Source organism: Acidobacteriota bacterium, assembly GCA_026707545.1.
In the GTDB taxonomy this organism is placed as follows: domain Bacteria; phylum Acidobacteriota; class Thermoanaerobaculia; order Multivoradales; family Multivoraceae; genus Multivorans.
In genome coordinates this window covers 427,381-447,601 of record JAPOWR010000001.1, presented here as the reverse complement: position 1 = coordinate 447,601, position 20,221 = coordinate 427,381, and the positions used below count along the sequence as shown (strand labels likewise).

Sequence of the window (20,221 nt, the reverse complement as noted above, 5' to 3'; positions counted from 1 at the left end):
TCAGCTCACGGGCTGGTACGTCGGCACCGAAGCCGCGCCCAGTTCAGCCGCTGAGCCGAGCGCCTCGGCCGGATCGAGCAACCGCACCCGGGCGCCGTCCTTCAGTCCCGCCTGCCCGGCCACGATCAGACGCTCGCCGTCGGCGAGGTCGCCGGCCAGTTGAACGACATCCTCGCTCTCGATCAGGATGCTCACCAGCAGGCGTTCGGCGCGCGGGCCGTCGGCCCCCTCCACTACCCGGAACACGAACACCTGTTCCTGGTCGTAGACCAGCGCCCGCTTCGGCGCCAGCAGGGCGTCCTCCTCGACCGCGGCCACCAGATCGACCTCGACGTACATGCCGGGAAGCAGGCCCTGGCTGCCAGGGATGCCGAGCGTGACCTTGACCGTGCCGCTCTGGGGATCGACTACGGGCGAGACGCGTTCGATCGCGGCCTCTCGCGAACCCGCCAGAGACTGGGCCATCACGCGAGCCGGCTGGCCGACGAACAGACCCGCCAACTGCCGCTCCGGCACGAACACCCGGGCAACGATCGAGTCGAAGTCCACGATCTCAAACAGCTTGGCGTGGGTCTCGACGTGGTCGCCCACGTTGATGAGCCGCTCCGTGACGACGCCCGAGATCGGCGCTGTAACCGTCGCATAGCCCAACTCCCGCTCGGCGTCCTCGAGGGCGAGCTCGAGTTGCTCCATGTCGTAGCGCGCCTGGTTGTACGCCTGCTCGCTGATCAGGTCCTGCTCGAAGAGACGATTCTGGCGCTCGTACTCCAGGCGCGAGCGCGCGAGCTGGCTCTCGACCCGTTTGAGGGCCGTGCGCTGGGCCTCGTCCTCGAGCAGCAGCAGGGTCTGGCCGGAGCGGACCGTGTCGCCCTCCTCGACGAGAAGGTCCGTCACGTGCCGCTCGGCCTCGGCCAGGACGTCGACCCGGCTCTCGGCCTCGAGATTCGTCGAGAACCGGAGCACGGACTCGATCCGGCCGCGGAACAGCGGCAGCGCGGCGACGGGCACCGCGTCGTCGGCGTCCGCGGTCGCGGCCTCCGATGTCGGCGGCTCACCGGCCACACCGCTGTCGAACGCGCAGCCCGCCACGATGGGGAGAAACAGGAGGATCATCGCCGCGAGGGCCTGAGCGGCCGAGATCCTGTGGGTATGGGCGAGTTTCATGGCTTTCTTTCAGGTCCTTTTTGGGGGGCAGCGCGGGCGGCGACCAGCTCCTTGGAGAGAGTATTGAGAAACCGGGGCCTGTTCACCCGGCCCACCGCCCGCGTCATCAGGGAATACGCCCCAGCCGCCGGGTTTGTTTCCGAGCGGCGCTAGGAAAGCTGACTTTCTGCCAGCCGCGCCCAGTACTTGGCGCCGATGGTCAGCAACTCGTCGTTGAAGTCGTACCTCGGCGTGTGCAGCATCTCGCTGTCGCCGTTGCCGATCATCATGAAGGAGCCGGGCCGCTCCTCGGCCAGGAACGCAAAGTCGTCGGAGCCCATCAGCGGCTCCATCTCCGCGTCGACCTCCCAGCCCATGCTGCGCGCGGCCGCTGCCATCTCCTCCGTTTCCCGGAGCGCGTTGACCGTCGCCGGGTAGTAGCGCTGGTAGTCGACCTTGGCGCTGGCGCCGTGCGCGGCGCAGATGCCGTGGACGACGCGCTCCAGCCCCAGCTCGAGCGTGTCCTGCACTTCGCGCAGGAAGGAGCGCACGCCGCCGGCGAGATACGCCGTCTCGGGGATCACATTGAAGGCTTCGCCCGCGTGGCTCATCGTCACCGATACGACGGCCCGGCGGCGGGGATCCACGTTGCGGGACACCAGGGTCTGAAGTCCCAGCACGACCTGCGACGCGGCGACGATCGGGTCGATGCCGCTGTGCGGCCAGGCACCGTGCGTTCCCCGGCCGCGGATCTCGATCTCGAACTGGTCGATCGCGGCCATGAAGGGTCCGCTGTTCGTCGCGAAGGCGCCCGTCGGCACGCCCGGAAAGTTGTGCAGGCCGAAGACCTTGTCCGCCGGGAAGCGCTCGAATAGCCCTTCCCTCACCATGACGCCGGCGCCCCCGTCCTTCTCCTCCGCCGGCTGGAAGATGAGCTGCACCGTGCCGTCGAAGTTCCGGGTCTGCGCGAGGTAGCGGGCAGCGCCCAGCAGCATCGCGGTGTGGCCGTCGTGCCCGCAGGCATGCATCTTCCCCGGCGACGTCGAGCAGTGCCCGAACTGGTTCCGTTCATGGATCGGCAGCGCGTCCATGTCGGCCCGCAGCGCCACCGCGCGATCCGAACTGCCGGCGCGGATCGTCGCGACGACCCCGGTCCTGGCGATGCCGTGATGGACCTCCTCGATGCCGAACGACCGTAGCCGTTCCGTCACGATCTGCGACGTCCGTTCCTCCTCGAAGGCGAGCTCAGGATGCCGGTGGAAGTCGCGCCGCCACTCGGTCAGCTCGTCGCGCCACCCGTCGATGCGGCCATAGTTTTCGGAGGCCATGGGCGCTGGAGTTTATCGTCGCCGTGGGAGCGCCGGGGCACCCCGTGGTCACGGTGTAGTTTCACGCCCAGCGATGAAGTTCGAAGCGACGCCGCTTACCGAGGCTCACGGCGCCATCCTCGGCCACAACGTCTACGACGGCGACGGCCGTCGCGTGCTGCGGAAGGGCCTCGCGCTCGGCGACGAGGAACTGACGCTGCTGGCCGGTCTCGGTCGCGACCGGGTCTTCGCGGCACGGCTGGAACCCGGCGATGTCGACGAGAACGAGGCTGCCCGCCGCGTCAGCGAAGCTGTCACCGGGACCGGTCTCGACCTGCGGGGGCCGACGACCGGGCGGGTCAATCTGCACGCGCAGACGCTGGGCGTGCTGCGCGTCGACGCCGCGGCCCTGGACCGCATCAACGACTGTGACGGCGTCACGCTCGCCACGCGGCCCAACCACAGCGTGGCCCGCGCCGGCAAGATGGTGGGGACGACGAAGATCCTCCCCTACGCCCTGTCGGAAGAGACGGTCGCCGCGGCCGAGGGCGTGGCCGCAAGGCCCCTGATCCGGCTCGACGCACTGCGGGCGAGCACGGCGGCATTGATCGTCTCCGGGACCGTCCCCGCCGGCCGCTCCGCCGGCCGCGAACGGCTCGTCGCCGGCTTCGAGAAGGCCTTCCGGCAGCGGCTCGACGCCCTCGGCGCCGAACTCACCCGAGTTCGCTTCGTGCCGATCGACCGGGAGCAGGAGACCGAAGAGCTCGCGGCGGCTGCGGCAGAACTCGCCCCGGACGTCGATCTCCTGATCCTCGCCGGCGAAACGGCGATCCAGGACCGCCACGACCTCGCTCCGACGGCCATCGAAACCGCCGGCGGCTCGGTGATCTGCTACGGCGCCCCTGTCGACCCCGGCAACCTGCTGCTGCTCGCCGACCTCGCCGGCACCCCGGTCCTCGGCGCCCCCGGCTGCGCCCGCAGCCCGAAACGGAACATCGTCGATCTGGTGCTGCCGCGGCTGCTCGTCGGCGACCGCCTGACCCGCCGCGACATCACGTCGCTAGGCCACGGCGGCCTGCTGGAGGACGTGCCGGAGCGGCCGTTGCCGCGGCGGCGAATCGAAGGTCCTGGCTCCGCTACGCTCCGCCCATCCCACCGTCATCCGGAGGACCCAACATGAGCGGTCCGAGCATCCGCGACCTGGTCGTCGACGACCGGAAGCGCGGAGTCTTCAGGGTTCATCGGTCGTGCATGGCTTCCACGGATCTGTTCCAGCGGGAGCTGAGACTGATCTTCGACCGGTGCTGGATCTACCTGGGACACGAATCGGAAGTGGAGCGCCCCGGGGACTACCGTCGCCGCACGGTCGCCGGACGCCCGCTCTTCTTCGTGCGTGGCCAGGACGGTCAGGTGCGCGTGTTCCTCAATTCCTGCCCGCACCGGGGCGCCATGATCTGCCGCCGCGACGCGGGGAATGCCAAGATCCTGCGGTGTTTCTACCACGCCTGGTCTTTCAACACCGAGGGCGAGTTGATCGGTGTCCCCGGAAGGGACGCCTACGGCCCCAACTTCGACCCCGCCGAACTCGGATTGAAAGAGCCGGCACGAGTCGACAGCTACCGGGGCTTTTTCTTTGTGAGCTTCAACCCGGATGCCGAAGACTTGAGAACCTACCTGGCGGGAGCCAGAGACTATCTGGACCTGGTCGTCGACCAGGCCCAGGAAGGGATGCGGGTGGTTCCCGGTTCCAACAAGTACGCCATCAAGGCCAACTGGAAGCTGCTGGCCGAGAACAGCCTTGACGGATACCACCTGATCCCAACCCATCGGACCTACGTGGACTACATGGCTGGTCTCGGGACGGACGACAGCGGAGACACGCTGGCTTCCCGCCCGCCCGGCGCCGGGCGGGCTTTGGGTAACGGTCACTGCGTGTCCGAGAACATCTCCCGGAACGGCCGTCCCATCGCCCGCTGGCACCCGGTATTCGGAGAGGAGGCCAAGGAGCGGATCGCGCGAACCCGGCGCCGGCTGGTACGGGAGTACGGAGAGAAGCGCGCATTCCGGATGGCCGACACCTCCCGGAATCTCCTCATCTATCCGAACCTGCTGATCATGGACTTCGTGGCGATCAGCATCCGCTATATCGAACCCGTCGCACCGGACAGAATGGATGTCACAGCCTGGCATCTCGTGCCCAGGGAGGAGGCAGGCGCGGCGCTGGCCACCCGACTCGACAGTTACCTGACCTTTCTGGGACCGGGCGGCTTTGCCACACCCGATGACGTCGAAGCCCTGGAATCGTGTCAGACCGGTTTCCGCGCTAGCGAGAACGAGTGGTCCGACATCTCAAGGGGCATGCTGAAGTCCCGCCCCGGAACGTCGGATGAACTCCAGATGCGGGGATTCTGGCGACAGTGGCACGCGAACATGCTGGGCCGAAACACAACCAACGTACAGGACGGGCAGCCCACGGAATCGCAGGCCGCAGCGGCTGATTCGGAAGCGGACGACCTTGGGCGCCGGGCCAGCGAACAATGACGGCCACCAGCATCCCCGCGCTACGAGGAATGGTCGAGGAGTTCCTCTTCAGGGAAGCGGCACTTCTGGATGACTGGAGGCTGGATGAATGGATCGATCTGTTCACGCACGACGCCCGGTACATGGTTCCTTCCACGGATTTGCCGGAAGGGGATCCCGGGCGCGACCTGGTGTTCATCGACGACGACATCAAGCGTTTACGCGCTCGGGTGGCGCGACTGAACAGCCACCACTCCCACCGCGAGAATCCGCGGTCGCGGACCCGCCGGTTCGTTTCCAACGTACGGGTTGAAGAAACCGAAGACAGGCAACTGTCGGTCTCCGCAAACGTTCTGGTCTACCGGTTCCGGAGCGGCGAGGGAGCGCCTTACGTCGGCAGCGTCGAGTACATCCTGAGGAGAGATGGCGAGGATCTCCGAATAGCCTACCGGCGCGCGGTGCTGGATATGGAAGACCTCTCCTGGCACGGTGCCGTGAGCATCATCCTGTGATGGACCGTCAGCGGCAACGAGTCGAAGGCTCCTGCTCCGCTACACTCCGCCCATCCCACCGACATCCGGAGGACCCAACATGAGAGTCCGACTCCCCGCGGCGCTGATCGCCGTCCTCGCGCTGTTGATCGCAGCCCCCGCGCTGACCGCCCAGGGCGACGTCAAACGCGCCGCCAACGGCAAGCCCGACCTGACCGGCACGTTTGACGCCGGGACCCTGACGCCGCTTCAGCGGCCCGAGAAGTACGGAGACAACCTCTTCCTGAGCCCCGAGGACGCGGCGAAGATCGAGGCGGACGCGGCCAAGTACGCCGCCGACCGCCACCGGGTGTCCGATCCAAACCGCAAGCCGCCGCCGGTCGGAGGCGACGGAACGACGGGCGGCGCCGGCAACGTGGGCGGCTACAACAGGTTCTGGGTCGAGACCGGGACGGAGGCATTCGCGGTCGACGGCAAGTTCCGCACCTCGATCATCTTCGATCCTCCGAACGGTCGCATGCCGGAGATGACCGAGGACGGCAAGGCGAGATCCGCCGAACGCCGCCGGCTACGCCGGCCGAACGACGGTTCCGCCTGGTGGCTCGACATCGAGGGCCACGGCCCGTACGACGGTCCGGAGACGCTTCCGGTGACCGAGCGCTGCCTCGTCGGCTTCACCGGCGCCACGCCGACCTTCCCGAGCCTCTACAACAACTTCAAGCGCGTGGTCCAGACCGAGGATCACATCATGATCCTGATCGAGATGAACCACGACGCCCGCGTCGTGCGCCTGAACTCAGAGCACGTGAGCCCCGAAGAGCGCAAGTGGCTCGGCGACTCGGTCGGCTGGTGGGAAGGCGACACCCTCGTGATCGATTCCCGGAACTTCCATCCGAAGGCGATCCTGCGCGGCGCCACCCAGGAGTCCCACGTCACGGAGCGTCTCACGCTGCAGCCGGACGGGAACATCCTCTACCAGTTCACGATCGAGGATCCGGCGACCTGGGACGTCCCCTGGTCTGGCGAGTACATCTGGAAGCGCAGCCCCGTGGACGTCTACGAGTACGCCTGCCACGAGGGCAACTACTCGATGGGCGGCACACTGCGCGGCGCCCGGGTGCTCGAGGCCGACGTGCTGTCGGGGAAGACCGCCAGCACCGGCGCCGGCAGTGGCGACTGAGGGGTCGCCCGCAGTCGACCAAACACCTCTCGTACCCGGACGGGTTAAGTACGGGCGACCCCTGTGATCCCACAGACGCTACACATCTCATGCGACACAATCGTGATTTTCCGGGGCCACTTCGTGAGTATCTGGCGACCTCGCCGGCGAAACGCGAAGTTGCCGCCCGGCTTGCGCAACCCCCGTCCTGTCTGACTCCGCCCGAAACCCTGGAGGACGCTGAATGAAGACCCGAGTCCCGCTGGCCCTGACCGCCATCGTTCTGCTGCTGGTCGCCGCGCCTGCCCTGGCGGCCGAGGACGAGATCAAGCGCACCCCCAGCGGCCGGCCCGACCTGGCCGGCAACTATGACGCCGCCACGCTGACTCCGCTGCAGCGGCCCGAGAAGTACGGCGACAACCTGTTCCTGAGCAGGGAAGAGGCGGAGAAGATCGAGACCGACGCGGCCAAGCGCCGGGCCGACCGCCACCAGGTCAGCGACCCGGACCGCGAGCCCCCGCCGGTCGGCGGCGACGGCTCAGGCGGCGGCGCCGGCAACGTCGGTGGCTACAACTTCTTCTGGCTGGACATCGGCACCGAGGCGTTCTCAGTCGACGGCAAGTTCCGGACATCGATCATCGTCGACCCCCCGAACGGGCGCATGCCCGAGATGACCGAGGCCGCGAAGGCGAGAAGGACGGCGCGCAACCAGCTGCGCAGACCGAACGACGGCTCCGCCTGGTGGCTCGACATCGACGGCCCCGGCCCCTACGACGGCCCCGAGTCGCTGCCGATCACCGAACGCTGCATCGTCGGCTTCACCGGCGCAACGCCGACCCTTCCAAGCGCCTACAACAACTACAAGCGGGTGGTGCAGACCGAAGACCACGTCATGATCCTGATCGAGATGAACCACGACGCCCGGATCGTGCGCCTGAACGACGAGCACCCCAGTCCCGAGGAGCGCAAGTGGCTCGGCGACTCGGTCGGCTGGTGGGAGGGCGACACCCTGGTCATCGACTCGGTGAACTTCCACCCCAGGACGTTCCTGCGCGGATCGACCCAGGAGCTTCACGTCACGGAGCGCCTGACCCTGCAGCCGAACGGCGACATCCTCTACCACTTCACGATGGACGATCCGGCCACCTGGGAGACGCCCTGGTCCGGCGAGTACGTCTGGAGGAACCGCCCGGAACTCGTCTACGAGTACGCCTGCCACGAGGGCAACTACGCGATGGGGAACACGCTGCGGGGCGCGCGGATTCTCGAGGCCGACGTGGCGGCCGCGAAGGCGGGGAGCACCGGCGGCGGCAGCGATTAGGAGACTGCCTCGCAGCGGGCGTCCTCCGCTACACTCCCGGCATCAGTCGAACAGAGGAGGACGCAGAATGAGAGTCCGAGTTCCCGCGGCCCTGGCCGCCATCCTCGTGCTGCTAGTCGCGGCGCCAGTGCTGGGCGCCGAAAGCGAGATCAAGCGGGCGGCCAACGGCAAGCCCGACCTGACCGGCACCTACGACGCCGCCACGCTGACTCCGCTGCAGCGGCCCGAGGAGTACGGCGAGAACCTGCTCCTGACCCGGGAGGAAGCAGCGAAGCTCGCGGCCGATGCCGCCAAGCGCCGGGCCGATCGACATCAGATCAGCGACCCGGACCGCGAAGCGCCGCCGGAGGGCGGCGACGGCTCGCCCGGAGCTGCCGGCAACGTCGGTGGCTACAACAGTTTCTGGCTGGACCGCGGCACGGACGCCTTCGCGGTGGACGGCAAGTTCAGGACGTCGATCATCATCGACCCGCCGAATGGCAGGATGCCGGAAACGACCGCGGCGGCCAAGGCGAGATTCGCGGAACGCGCCAAGCTGCGCCGGCCGAACAGCGGCACTGCCTGGTGGCTCGAACTCGACGGTCCGGGCCCCTACGACGGTCCCGAGTCGCTGCCGATCAGCGAGCGCTGCATCCTCGGTTTCACCGGCGCCACGCCGACCTTCCCGAGCGGCTACAACAACTACAAGCGCGTGGTCCAGACCGAGGACCACATCATGATCCTGATCGAGATGGTCCACGACGCCCGGATCATTAGGCTGAACGACGAGCACCCGACCCCCGAGGAACGGCGCTGGCTAGGCGACTCGGTCGGCTGGTGGGAAGGCGACACCCTGGTCATCGACTCGGTGCACTTCCGGTCCGACGGGTTCCTGCGCGGCGCGACGAAGGACCTCCACGTCACGGAAAGGCTGACCCTCCAACCGGACGGCAACATCCTCTACCACTTCACGATGAACGATCCGGCCACCTGGGAAGCCCCCTGGTCCGGCGAGTACATCTGGAAGCGCGATCCGGAGCGTGTCTACGAGTACGCCTGCCACGAGGGCAACTACTCGATGGGCAACACGCTGCGCGGCGCGCGGATTCTCGAGGACGACTGGCGCGCCGGCAAGGCCACCAGCACCGGCGGCGAGTAGTCGTCGGTAGCTGGCGAGCACCCGCCAGCCCGGACGTCTGCGGGGGAGGCTCCCAGCGGCCGTGGCATCCGTGCATCCGCCAGCGGACGCACGGACTGCGACGCATGTGGCGCAGAAACGCGCCACATGGGTGCGCGCTCAAAAGAGAATGAGAGGCCGGCGCTCACTCCTTCCTGCTCTGAATCGGGAGAAGTACTTGAGAACGCTGGTATTTGTGGGAACCTAAGGTCGGGAACTGTCCCCCTAGAAGGTCCCGGTTTGCAAGCAACGCTGCATCTTCCACAGTGACTCGCGACGATGGCGGCCGGGGCTTCGCCTCGGGATCCCGCCTCATGCAAGATGCCCACGTCGGCGACATCGGGGACTTCGCCAAGTACGGACTGCTTCGTCACCATCTCGGCGACCTGGCAGTGGACGCCCGGTTTGCCGCCGGCACGGACGACGGTTCGACGCCTCGCATCCTGCGCTACATCCGGCCGTTCGAGGTCGAGTTGGGGGCGTAGCCGGGTTTCGAGCCCGTTAGTAGTGGCCGCTACATCGCTGGCGCTTCACAGGCGTCCAGGAAGGCGCCTACGTCCGCAATCGCTGGCGCCGCCGCGCCGGGATCCCTGACGTACCGCTTGAGCCGGCCGGTTTCCGTGTCCGTCACGGTGAGCTCCAAGCCCAGGTCCGTCGCCGCCGCCATGAACACCCACACGTGGCCGTTCACCTCGCAGCCGTCCAGCACCTTGACTAGGGCCTCCCAATTGTCCGGTCCGAAGAACCAGAACAACCCCGAGTCCGCCGTTCGCGGTCCGGCGGGACGCCCCGGCCCCGTCGCGCCCGAGTCGGTGGCCCAAGTCATCGACACCTCGAACCGCCCGAATCGGAGCGGCGCCGCGTCAGCGGACCGCGACGTCGGCGGCGAGGCGACGCCGCAGGCGTCCGGGAACGCCTGGCCGTCGGTGATCGCGTCCGCCAGGCTTCCGTGCTCGTTGGTGTACTCGCGGACCGCGTCTGTCACCGTGTCCGTCACGCGGATCCGGTAGCCCAGGGTCGTGGCCGAGGCCGCATACACCCAGGCGTGGCCGTTGACGGAGCAGCCGTCTAGCACCTTGACCAGAACCTCCCAGTTGTTGCCCGGCTCGAAGAAGTAGAACAACCCTGAGTCGTTGGTGCCGGCGCGAGCCACGAGGCCCGGACCACTGCGGCCGTCGCCGGCGGACCAGTCCATTTCAACCGCGAAGCGGGAGTCACGCAGGCAGAGGGTTTGCTCGTCCGCCACGCACGTGCCGGCAGGGTTCGCGGCCTCCACCAGGAAGGTCAGGGACGCAGTGTGTGACACCGTGCCGTCGCCAACGCGCAACGTCACTTCGTAGAACCCCGGAGCGGACCAGGTCTGCTCTACGGTGCGGCGCTCGCTCGTCTGGCCGTCGCCGAAGTCCCACAGCCGGGAGGTGCCCGCGCCGGTGCTACTGTCCTCGAAGCGGACCGCCTGGCCGGTGACGGCGCGGCAGAGCCGCGCGTCGTGGTGACGGTTGCTGATGGGCAACCCGCCGGCTGGCTCGCTGCACTCGGCGTCCGTTGTGATCGCCGCCATAGGCGGCTCCAGGGGCAGCGTGACCGCGGCGGACAGCCAGGGGGTGCGGAGGTCGGGCTGGGAAGGGTCGGGGCTGTCGGTCGTCCTGACCCGAACGCTGTACCGCCGTCCGGGGGTGAGTCCGGTGATAGTGGCGGTCGTGCCGCTGATCGACACGTTGTCAGCGGTCCAGGCGCCTAGCGACGGGTACTCAACTTCATAGCCGGTAGGGGCGGGGCTGGCAGGGTTCGGCTCCCACCGGACGACGATTTGCGCAGGGCCAGCCGTCAGGCTCAGGTTGTCTACCAGGGTCGGGATTGTGCAGTCGTTGCCGCCCTGCGTGGTCGGCAGACACGCCGCCCGACCGTCAGAGGGGGCTACTACGTGCAGGTCGCCCCTGGCGTTCAGGTTGGCGGGGTAGTTGTAAAGTTGCGGGTTACCATACACGGACAGCCAGCTGAGGCTGGCCAGGGTTCCCAGCTCCACCGGGATCTCGCCGGTCAGTCGGTTGGTGGCGAGAGCCAGATCCGCGAGGTTGGTCAAGCTCGCCAGCTCCACCGGGATCTCGCCGGTCAACTGGTTGTCGTGGAGCCACAGCCAGCGGAGGCCGGTCAGGTTCCCCAGCTCCGCCGGGATTGAGCCGCTCAACTCGTTCTCCTGGAGATACAGCCACCCGAGGCTAGTCAGGTTTCCCAGCTCCACCGGGATCGAGCCGGTCAACTTGTTGCTGCCGAGAGACAGCAACGTGAGGCTGGTCAGGTCACCCAACTCCGTCGGGATCTCCCCACTCAACTCATTGCCGTAGAGATTCAGCCCATCGAGGCTGGTCAGGTTACGCAACTCCACCGGGATCTCCCCGGTCAACTTGTTGCCGCCGAGGTACAGCCCCGTAAGGCTGATCAGCTTGCCCAACTCCACCGGGATCGACCCGCTCAACTGGTTGCCAACGAGAGACAGCCCCGTAAGGCTGGTCAGGTTCCCCAGCTCCACCGGGATCGACCCGCTCAACTCATTGAGGCTGAGAATCAGCCTCGTAAGGCTGGTCAGGTTCCCCAGCTCCACCGGGATCGACCCGCTCAACTCATTGAGGCTGAGAATCAGCCTCGTAAGGCTGGTCAGCTTACCCAGCTCCACCGGGATCGACCCGCTCAACTGGTTGGCAGAGAGCCACAGAGACTGGAGGCTGGCCAGGTTTCCCAGTTCCGCCGGGATCGCGCCCGTCAACTGGTTGTTAGAGAGATACAGATACTGGAGGCTGGTCAGCTTCCCCAGCTCCACCGGGATCGACCCGCTCAACTGGTTGCCAAAGAGATACAGCACCGTGAGGCTGGTCAGGTTCCCCAGCTCCAACGGGATCGCGCCCGTCAACTGGTTCGTGTTGAGCCACAACTGCGTGAGGCTGGTCAGGTTCCCCAACTCCACCGGGATCGCGCCCGTCAACTGGTTGGTAGACAGAGTCAGCCTGGTGAGGCCGGTCAGGTTCCCCAACTCCACGGGGATCGCGCCCGTCAACTCATTATTGTTGAGCACCAGATCCGTGAGGCCCATCAAGTCCCCCAGCTCGGCCGGGATCTCACCGCTCAACTTGTTGATGCTGAGAGACAACCTCGTGAGGTTGGTCAGGTTCCCCAGTTCAGCGGGAATCTCCCCGCTCAACTCATTGCCGTAGAGAGCCAGCTCCGTGAGGCTGGCCAAGTCCCCCAGCTCCGCAGGGATCGACCCGGTCAACCCATTGAAAGCGAGCTCAAGTCTCGTGAGGTTGGTCAGGTTCCCCAGCTCCGCCGGGATCTCACCGCTCAACCCGTTGTCCTGGAGGGACAGCTCCGTAACCTGGCCTGTCGCGTTCGTGTTTACGCCGTACCAGGAATCGAGCGGCTGGTCGCTCGTCCAGTTGGTGTTGTCCGTCCAGTTCGCGCCGCCCGTCGCGTTGTAGAACTCCACCAGCACCGCCCGGTCCGTGGGCTGCGCCTGCGTTGGCGAGGCGAGCAGGGGCAAGGCAGCTAGAAGGATTCTTCGGATCATCTGAGCCTCCAATCTCGGAGGGTGCAACGGCGCCACGGCTAGCTTCGATCGGCTCGGCAGCACGGCCATGATTCCGACAAGTGTGGATGGCGACTTCACTAGGGTTCTCCTCAGAGAACGACAATGGGGCTGCATCAGTGGTTGGGCTACTGATGCTAGGTGGCCGCCCGGAGTGTGTCTTCACCCAAATGGGTGGTCGCGCAACCGTGGCCTGCTCGACAACTTGTCGAGCGGCCTCGCCAGCATCAAGGCCCCGGCCGCGTCGGTCGGCGAAGACGACAGCCGCCTCGGCGGCTCTGCGTGGCTTTCGCCCTACCGAGAACCAGGCGCCCCATCGCCGGGCACCGATGGCCTCCGCGCACGAAACGCGAGTAGCACTAGGTCGGCTTGGCGCGAGCAGCCGGTTTTCGCCAGTGCCGACTTCAGGTGCGAACGGACCGTGTTCTCGGTCCGCCCGGACGCCTCGACGATCTCACGGACGCTCATGCCTTCCGCCAGTCTGGCGACCACGCGGCCTTCGGCTGGCGTCAGGCCCAGGAGCTGCGCCGTCTGATGCGGGTCGATCCGCAGCTTCATCCGGGGGTCTACGATCAACACCAGAACCGCTACCCGGCGGGTTCCGAATGCCGCGTGGACCCGGTTCACGGGCATGACGTGAACCGCGAACGGTGATTCACAGGGCTGTCGCCGTATCGCGACAGAACCACCCTTCGGGGCGCCCCCGACATGCCGGCGGAGCGCGGAGTTCAGGAGTTCCCCGAGCCTCGCGTCGTCGTCCGGGTGGCGAGCACGCAGTTGTCCGCAGCGATCAACCAGCGCATCGCGGGAGCGCAGCATGCATTCTGCCGTGGCGTTGCTGCCGGCGATGGCGCCGCGGTAGTCAAGATAGACGACGCCCGGCGACCCGTCCGCGAGCATCTCCTCAAGCGTGTGGCCCAACAGGCGGGCGGCGAGAAGCTCCTGCCTCACCGCCACCGCGTGGATCAAGTGCGCAGAGACCCGTTCGATCAACCGAAGCGACTCCGTCTCCCATTCACCTCTGGTCCGGTGGCGCGAAAGGACCCACACGACGTCGAGGCCCGGACCTGCCTCAAGCCTCGTGAGCAGCTGTCGTCCGATACCGTAGTTTGGAAGAAACTCGTTGATGACGGGCGCCGTCTTCCGCTCCTGGGCGTCAAAGAAGTCCCGATTCCTCATCTGACGGCCATAGGGCACGGTAAGCGCGCGCGACTTTCTTGGGTCGATCGGCCAGTACTCCAGGAAGTCCCGTTCTGCCTCCTCCCAACTCTCGCCCCGGTAGTACACGCGGCCGAACTGCGATTCCTCATCGACGACCCAATCGCCTTCATGCACCACGGCCACATGGCTGGACATCGCCCCAGAGCACTCGTCGACCAACTTTGCCGCCGCAGGCCACAGATCGTCGTCTAGCGCCGCCCTCTGGAAACAGGCGACGATGTCGTCGAAGTCTGCCTGCTGAATCAAGATGACCTCAGTCCGCTCAAATCTGCGTTGCGCTTTGGGGTGGGCAGCCTCCTCGACCGGGCATCGAGTCCGGAACTCAACGGCGCCCGCCGCGGGCCGATGCGGGCACGAGCGGGTGGCATTCGCAGGCTGGCTTTCTGACGCAAGGAAGCTTGACAGAGAGAATCTGAAAAGTGGGCGATGAAGTGACGGGAATAGCCGATGACTCTGCGAATCCCGTCAGAGTAGTTGGCAGCGCCCGAGCGGGGACAAACTCCACCATCTCGGCCGCGGCCGAGGTCACCGCTCATTCTATAGCCCCCTTTGGACCGTCGGCGGGTCGTCCGGCCTCCCAGCCTTCCCGCAGGGATCACTCTGGACGTGAGCGACTCTCCCGGCGGCCCGGAACAGGCCGGCACATGGGAGACCCTTTCGTGCCGCTCCAGGCGGCCGAAAGGGGGGGTCGCTCACGTCCCAACCCGAATCGCCTGGACCGACCCGGTCACCGCGCCCGCGAGGGCTCTTGCCCGGAGCGGCGATCGAGAAACGTCTTGTGTTTCAAGGACATTCGGGAGGCGTCCTCAGAAGAGGACGATGTAACTTTCGAAGAGTCGAAAACGGCACAAAGGGAGTGCAGGCCTTTTACGGTTCTGGTGCGGATCCTGGAGCGACCCGGAGTTACGCGAGAACCTGCGGCGCGAGGCCGCGAGCATGATGCGTCGAGTAGCCGTCGATCGCAGGGCCGGACGTACCGCCGGCGGCCTCCGGAGCCCCTCGCTGGCGGAGCCGGATCAGGACGCGGCGAGCGGCATGGAAGCCGCCCCACTGCTCGAGCGCGGCGGGGTCGGCCGAGAGGAGCGCCGCCCTGACGGCGACCACCGTTTGCCACTCCTCCGGGGTCAGCGGCCGGACCGGAGGGCTGGCCCAGGCGGCGACCCTGCGGGAGAGCTGGTGCTGCTTCGGCACGGTGCGCGTCACGACGGCGACGTGGACCTTGGTTCCGAAGACGCGAAGCCACGGCCAGAGGTGGCGATGGCCGCCGGCCCAACTGCGCAGTTCCGTGTCCGTGTGGCGGCCGGGATCGGCGTAGACGAAGGTAGCCGACCGAAGGTCGGCGGCGATCGGCAGCCTGAGCGGGAAGTAGCGCCGGGTGCGCTTGGCCGCGCCGCCGTAGATGCGGCTGGGGTAGTGGTTGCGGGGGATGCCGCGCGCTTCGAAGTGGGCGACCTTCTCCGCCTCGGTGGCGAGCCAGGGGAGGCGAGGGTGGCGGACGACGTGATCGAGAGAGAGGAGGCGGCGGAAGAGGACCACGTCCTCCTCCGGTTTCCGGCGATGCCGGGTGTCTTCGACGCCGAGAGCGCTGTAGAGAGAACGGCTGTGCACGTGGGTGTATCGCAGCCTGGTGCCGACGCCGGGGACGGGGTGCTCGCGCGCGAAGCCGCGTTCGGTCAGAGCGCGGAGGAAGCGTGAGGTCTTCTTGCGGTGACACCGGTGGTGTCCGGTGAACTGGGTCCGGGTGAAGACGCCGGAGTGGAGGCAGACGAGGGTGAGCCAGGCCGCTTCGTGAGGACGAAAGCCGAACTCGCGGAGGGCGGCGTCGCGGCCAGCCAGGTGCCGGACCTCCGGGGGCTTGAGGGCCATTGTCAGAAGTCCGCGACCTAGTCGGCCTGAATGCAGGTGAGGAGGATGCCCATGGCGTGCGTGTCCGTCCACTACCGGACCAGGAACGCTCCCCATGCCTCCATGACCTCGCGCCGGCGCTCCAGCACGTCGCTGCGGGCGTAGCACTGCTCGACCTGGCTCCCTACCGCGTGGGCGAGGGCCTGTTCCGCCAGCTCTCGGTCGATGCCCTCGTCCGAGCACCACGACCGGAACGAACTGCGGAAGCCGTGCGGGCTGCAATCGATCTTGAGGTCGTTCAGCAGCCGGCCGAACACCGCCGCCCCGACCATCTTCCCCTGGATGCCGGGAAAGACGAGACCTCGACCCCGGCCGCGCAACCGGTCCGCCCGCTCAAGGACCACAAGGGCGGCGCTGGAGAGGGGAACCCGGTGCTCCTTGCGGGACTTCATGCGCGAGGCGGGAACGGTCCAGGTAGCCGACTCCAGATCGAACTCCCTCCACCTGGCTCCGCGAACCTCGCCGCTCCGCGCTGCCGTCAGCGCCAGGAAGCGCAGCGCCAGCCGCGTGCCGATCCATGCCCCGGACGCCTGTACCTTGACCAGCGCCTCCCGCAGTTCCTCGGCCGGCAGGTACCGATGGTGCTTTCTCTGCCTCCGGCCGGCCGGCAGCACCGCCGAGAGGGTGCTCGTGGGATCGTCAGAGCGATAGCCGGCCGCCACGCTCCACGCCATGACGCCCGCGATCCTCTGCCTCAGCCTCTGTCCGGTCGGCCGCTGACGGCGCCACAGAGGCACCAGGACCCGCATCAGGTCGGCGGTCTGGATCTCGTTGACCGGCAGGTCACCGAGGGCAGGGAACGCATGGCGCTCCAGCAGCCGTCTGACGTGCCGAGCGTGCTCCTCTCCCCAGTCGGGAGACTGGATCTCGAGGTACAGCGTCGCGGCCTCCCTGAAGGTCGGGGCATCGGTGGCGACGGGCGCCCTGGGATCGCCTCCCAGTCGAGCGGTTCTCGTATGCTCGAAGGCGACCTCCCGAGCCTCTTTCAGCGATCGGAACCTTGTCGAGCCCATGCCGACCTCGATCCGCTTCCCCTTGACGACGCCTCTCCAGACCCATCGGCCTTTGCCGGCGGCGGTGACTCTCACCATCAGGCCGTCGCGGTCGTACCTCTTGAAGGGCTTTCCGGTGGGTCTGATGGCGTCGACTTGTCGCTGGGTAAGGGCCATGGCGGGATCGTAGCAGAGACGCCCGTGTCGTACTCCCTCACTGTGTCCCCCAATCCTGCCTCAACCGCCGTCCGCTGTCACTCGCTCCCATGGCCTTTGATAACGCTTCGCGAACCCGCACAAAGCACGGTAGTTACTGGAGTTTCTCGCCATGCCTCGACTCTCAATCGCGCTCTTTGGACCTCATGCCATGTTGCCCGATAAGGGCTCACTCCACTCCGCTCGCTCCGGTAGGTCGTCGTTTGATGCAAGGGCGCCGGGCGTCGCTCGCTTCGAGTCCGCTGGGAGCCTCCCCCGCAGACGTCCGAACTGGCTGGACTTGGTCGGGCTATTCGTCTCGCCGATTCGGGCCGATCGCGATCTCGGTGATGTGGAGGCTGAGGCCTTTGCCGGCACTTAGGCCGATCAGGCCGTTGAAATCGAGTTCGTCGGACGGAAAGTCGGCGACGGCCTCGCCGCCGATGTAGAAGATCGTCTGTTCGCCTCGGACGTCCACTTCCAGGACGTTCTCCGCGGGCGAGGTGGCCGAGTCGTCGAGGACGGATACGCCGTCGTGAGCTGTCCAGGGCGCGAGTTCCTGGATCTCGTCGCCGGTGTGTCGGGCTACGCGGAACCGGCCGGCGTTGTCGATCTGGAAGGAGACGTAGGTTGGCTTGTCCCCTTCGAGGTCGCGGCCGCCGAGGAAGAGGCCAAAGGGCGTGTCGACGCGGGTTGACCCGGACCGGTCGGGGTCGCCTTTCGGGAACAGGTAGATCGTGCTCTTGACGGCATAGTTGCCTGAAGCGAAGCGGCCCGGGTCCCACAGGAGGCCGCCGGGGCCGGCGTAGACGTGCCAGCCGGGACGCATGACGACGAAGTTCCTCTCGGCCGATTCTTCGGAGCCGTCGTAGCGGACCTTCCAGTGCGCGGGACGCTCCAGGTTGTGGCCTGACTGGGCGGACAAGGCTGCCGGCGTCAGCATCGCGGCGAGCGCGACCGCGGCTGCGCACCAGGTCCTTTGAAGATGACGCATCGGGACTCCTCTACTCCGGCTCGTAGACCAATCGCAACTCGGAGACGACGTTCTTGCCGGCGTCGGCGAGCAGTTCCTCGCGGGCGAACCAGCTCGGCTTCATCGCACCGACCGAGAACAGCTTCTCGGCCTGGTCGCGGTAGTGCGGCGAGTCGGGGCGGTCGCTCTGGCCGATCGGGGGCTGGGTGTAGCTGCGGATCGGGTTGCTGAGGATGACGACCTCGGTCGAGGTCTGGCCGCGGTTGCCCCAGCGCCGGCCGTCGGCGCGCGGCGGGCTGAAGCCGACCGAACGCATCGTCGCCATCCCGGCTTCGCCGAGCGAGCCGCCGCCGACCGGCCAGGACACTTCGTCGTTCGAGTCCTGGCGGCCGACCCGGAAGACGTCGCCGAACGCCGCATCGAAGCCGCCCGGGCCCGAGCGGAGCGACTCCGCCGCGGCGTCGATCGCGCCGACCAGGGCACGCAGCTCGTCGTCGCGGAGACCTGACGGCCTGGGCGCCTCGCGGATCAGTTCCAGGTAGTCGTTGACCCGCGCCGTCATCTGGTTCATCCCGTCGCGGCCGACCAGCTCCCAGAGAGCCTCGCGCCAGCGGAAGTAGGCGAGCGCGCCCTGGGAGGCGGGCTCGGCCACGCCGTCCCATTCCCCGATCCGGCGCACGACTTCGACGTGCTCCTTCGAGCGCTTGCCGGGAACCGCCGCCTCCGCGCGCAGCAGCTCCGCGACCCAGCGCTCGAACTGGTAGACCGAGCGGTCAAGCGCCAGCTCGACGATCTCCTCCTCGCTCCACTTGCCGCCGGCTTCCCGTTTCGCCTCGAGCAGCGCCACGGCGGCAGCGCCCCGCTGATGGGTGTAGAGGGCGGGCTGGTTGTAGAGGTAGGCGGGGTAGCGCTCGGGCACCAGCGGCGACCCGACCAGCATCGTGTCCGGGCCGATGTTGTTGTTCTGCATGTAGCCACGCTCGGGATTCAGCAGGGACATCAGGTCGGACGCCGGGTGGATGCCCAGCCATTCGGTCTCGGAGGTCGATCCGTCGACGGGACGGCTCCAGTCGTAGCCCTCCCGCCGGATCGGCACACGACCGGTCCGCTGGTAGTAGATGTTGCCGCCCGTGTCCGCGATCATCACGTTCTGCGGCATGATCTGGCGTACGTCCAGTGCCGCGGCCGCGCCCTCGTAGTCCTCCGCGACCATGAACCAGTACTTGGACTCCAGGTAGCCGATCTCGTCCTCGTAGGCCAGGGCCGCGGCGTACGCGCGGTCATCGCGACGGGCCACGATCGGCCCGTAGTGGGCGTACCAGAACGTCGCCTCGCGCGGCGCTTCTTCGCCGGCAACCGCCACCTCGACCGTGCGGCTCTCCATCTGCCGCCACTCGCCGTCGTAGAGGTAGCGGCTCGGGTCCTCCGGGTCGAGGGTCAGTTCGTAGACGTCGGCGGTGTCCGGGCCGCCGGTCGTGTGGGCCCAGGCGACGTGCTCGTTGTGGCCCAGGTTGACGTAGGGGAAGCCGGAAGTGGCGAAACCGCTGATGTGGATGTCGCCGGCGTGGAGCCGCAGCTCCCAGTAGCGGTGACGGCCCAGCCAGGAGAGGTGCGGGTCGATGATCAGCGCCGCGGCGCCGAAGGTCGTCTGATCCGGCGCCAGCGCGATCTCGTTGGACGCCCGCAGGTCGACGTCAAAGCTCGGCTCGATGCCGATCGCCCGCAGGTCGGAACGTGCCTGCCCCGCCGGCCAGCTCCAGATGAATTGGCGGCTGAAGGCGACCGGCATGTAGATGTCGACCGGGCGGTCGCCCCACCAGGGCGGCACCTCGTCGGGATGCGCGTCGAGGTAGTCGTTGATGCCGGCGATGAACGCCGCCAGGTGCCGGCGGAGTTCCGGGTTCAGCTTCGCCTCGTAGTGGCGTTTGGCCGTTCCGTAGTGGTCCCACATCCGCGACTCGAGATCGGACCGCACCCAGGCGTCGTTGTTGCCGGGGCCGAAGGCGGCGGCGTACTCGCCGAGTCCGAAGAGGTAGTTCTCGAGCAGTTGCGACAGGCGGTCCTCCGCCATCGCCCAGCCGGAAGCGTAAAGACCGGCCTCGGCGGACTCGGCGTAGATGTGGGGAACGCCCCAGGTGTCCCGGTAGACCGTCGCCTCCTCGCGGCCTCCTCCAGGTGGAGCGCAGGACGCGACGAGTGCGAAGATCGGCACCATCAGAGCCGTCAAGAGCACCGGCCAGGTGCCTTGCTTCTCCATG

The 20,221-nt window shown here is 67.3% G+C and carries 15 protein-coding genes; 7 read left to right on the top strand and 8 right to left on the bottom strand.

All coding sequences use genetic code 11. From position 1 onward, the window contains the following. Positions 1-1,164 carry an efflux RND transporter periplasmic adaptor subunit gene (locus OXG83_01790; protein MCY3963743.1) on the bottom strand — a complete coding sequence of 388 codons (1,164 nt, stop codon included), beginning with the start codon at positions 1,162-1,164 and terminating at the stop codon, positions 1-3. Positions 1,165-1,313: 149 nt separating this feature from the next. Beyond that, a complete protein-coding gene (locus OXG83_01785) occupies positions 1,314-2,471 on the bottom strand; it encodes a M20 family metallopeptidase (GenBank protein MCY3963742.1) in 1,158 nt (385 codons plus the stop codon). A 73-nt stretch (positions 2,472-2,544) separates the two neighbouring features. On the opposite strand from OXG83_01785, the gene OXG83_01780 reads away from it, so the two are divergent. The 7 genes from OXG83_01780 to OXG83_01750 all read left to right on the top strand — a co-directional run bounded on the left by OXG83_01780 (position 2,545) and on the right by OXG83_01750 (position 9,582). After that, positions 2,545-3,630 carry a molybdopterin-binding protein gene (locus OXG83_01780; protein ID MCY3963741.1) on the top strand — a complete coding sequence of 362 codons (1,086 nt, stop codon included), beginning with the start codon at positions 2,545-2,547 and terminating at the stop codon, positions 3,628-3,630. Further along, entirely contained in the window at positions 3,627-4,991 is a 1,365-nt protein-coding gene (locus tag OXG83_01775) for an aromatic ring-hydroxylating dioxygenase subunit alpha (protein MCY3963740.1), read from the top strand. Before OXG83_01780 ends, OXG83_01775 begins: the two co-directional genes overlap by 4 nt. Further along, positions 4,988-5,482, top strand: a complete 495-nt coding sequence (locus OXG83_01770; GenBank protein MCY3963739.1) for an aromatic-ring-hydroxylating dioxygenase subunit beta — start codon at positions 4,988-4,990, stop codon at positions 5,480-5,482. The genes OXG83_01775 and OXG83_01770 overlap by 4 nt, the downstream gene beginning before the upstream one ends. 79 nt (positions 5,483-5,561) lie before the next feature. Beyond that, entirely contained in the window at positions 5,562-6,641 is a 1,080-nt protein-coding gene (locus tag OXG83_01765; GenBank protein ID MCY3963738.1) for a hypothetical protein, read from the top strand. A gap of 223 nt (positions 6,642-6,864) precedes the next feature. Continuing rightward, positions 6,865-7,941, top strand: coding sequence for a hypothetical protein (locus tag OXG83_01760; GenBank protein ID MCY3963737.1), 1,077 nt, complete (start codon positions 6,865-6,867; stop codon positions 7,939-7,941). 67 nt (positions 7,942-8,008) lie between these two features. Then, positions 8,009-9,079: a hypothetical protein gene (locus tag OXG83_01755; GenBank protein MCY3963736.1), complete on the top strand. Its 1,071-nt coding sequence runs from the start codon at positions 8,009-8,011 to the stop codon at positions 9,077-9,079. 332 nt (positions 9,080-9,411) lie between these two features. Continuing rightward, complete coding sequence (locus OXG83_01750; GenBank protein MCY3963735.1) at positions 9,412-9,582, top strand: hypothetical protein; 171 nt, start codon at positions 9,412-9,414, stop codon at positions 9,580-9,582. Between the two features lie 29 nt (positions 9,583-9,611). On the opposite strand, the gene OXG83_01745 is transcribed toward OXG83_01750, so the two are convergent. The 6 genes from OXG83_01745 to OXG83_01720 form a co-directional block, all read right to left on the bottom strand. Further along, positions 9,612-12,659, bottom strand: coding sequence for a leucine-rich repeat domain-containing protein (locus tag OXG83_01745; GenBank protein ID MCY3963734.1), 3,048 nt, complete (start codon positions 12,657-12,659; stop codon positions 9,612-9,614). A 312-nt stretch (positions 12,660-12,971) separates the two neighbouring features. Then, positions 12,972-14,144 (bottom strand): helix-turn-helix transcriptional regulator, encoded by a 1,173-nt coding sequence (locus OXG83_01740; GenBank protein MCY3963733.1) that lies wholly within the window; start codon positions 14,142-14,144, stop codon positions 12,972-12,974. Positions 14,145-14,801: 657 nt separating this feature from the next. Further along, positions 14,802-15,764 carry a hypothetical protein gene (locus OXG83_01735; GenBank protein MCY3963732.1) on the bottom strand — a complete coding sequence of 321 codons (963 nt, stop codon included), beginning with the start codon at positions 15,762-15,764 and terminating at the stop codon, positions 14,802-14,804. 71 nt (positions 15,765-15,835) lie between these two features. Beyond that, positions 15,836-16,972: a tyrosine-type recombinase/integrase gene (locus OXG83_01730; GenBank protein MCY3963731.1), complete on the bottom strand. Its 1,137-nt coding sequence runs from the start codon at positions 16,970-16,972 to the stop codon at positions 15,836-15,838. A gap of 328 nt (positions 16,973-17,300) precedes the next feature. Further along, positions 17,301-17,984: a hypothetical protein gene (locus tag OXG83_01725; protein MCY3963730.1), complete on the bottom strand. Its 684-nt coding sequence runs from the start codon at positions 17,982-17,984 to the stop codon at positions 17,301-17,303. 10 nt (positions 17,985-17,994) lie between these two features. Further along, positions 17,995-20,220, bottom strand: coding sequence for a penicillin acylase family protein (locus OXG83_01720; protein MCY3963729.1), 2,226 nt, complete (start codon positions 20,218-20,220; stop codon positions 17,995-17,997). Position 20,221: the final 1 nt, after the last annotated feature.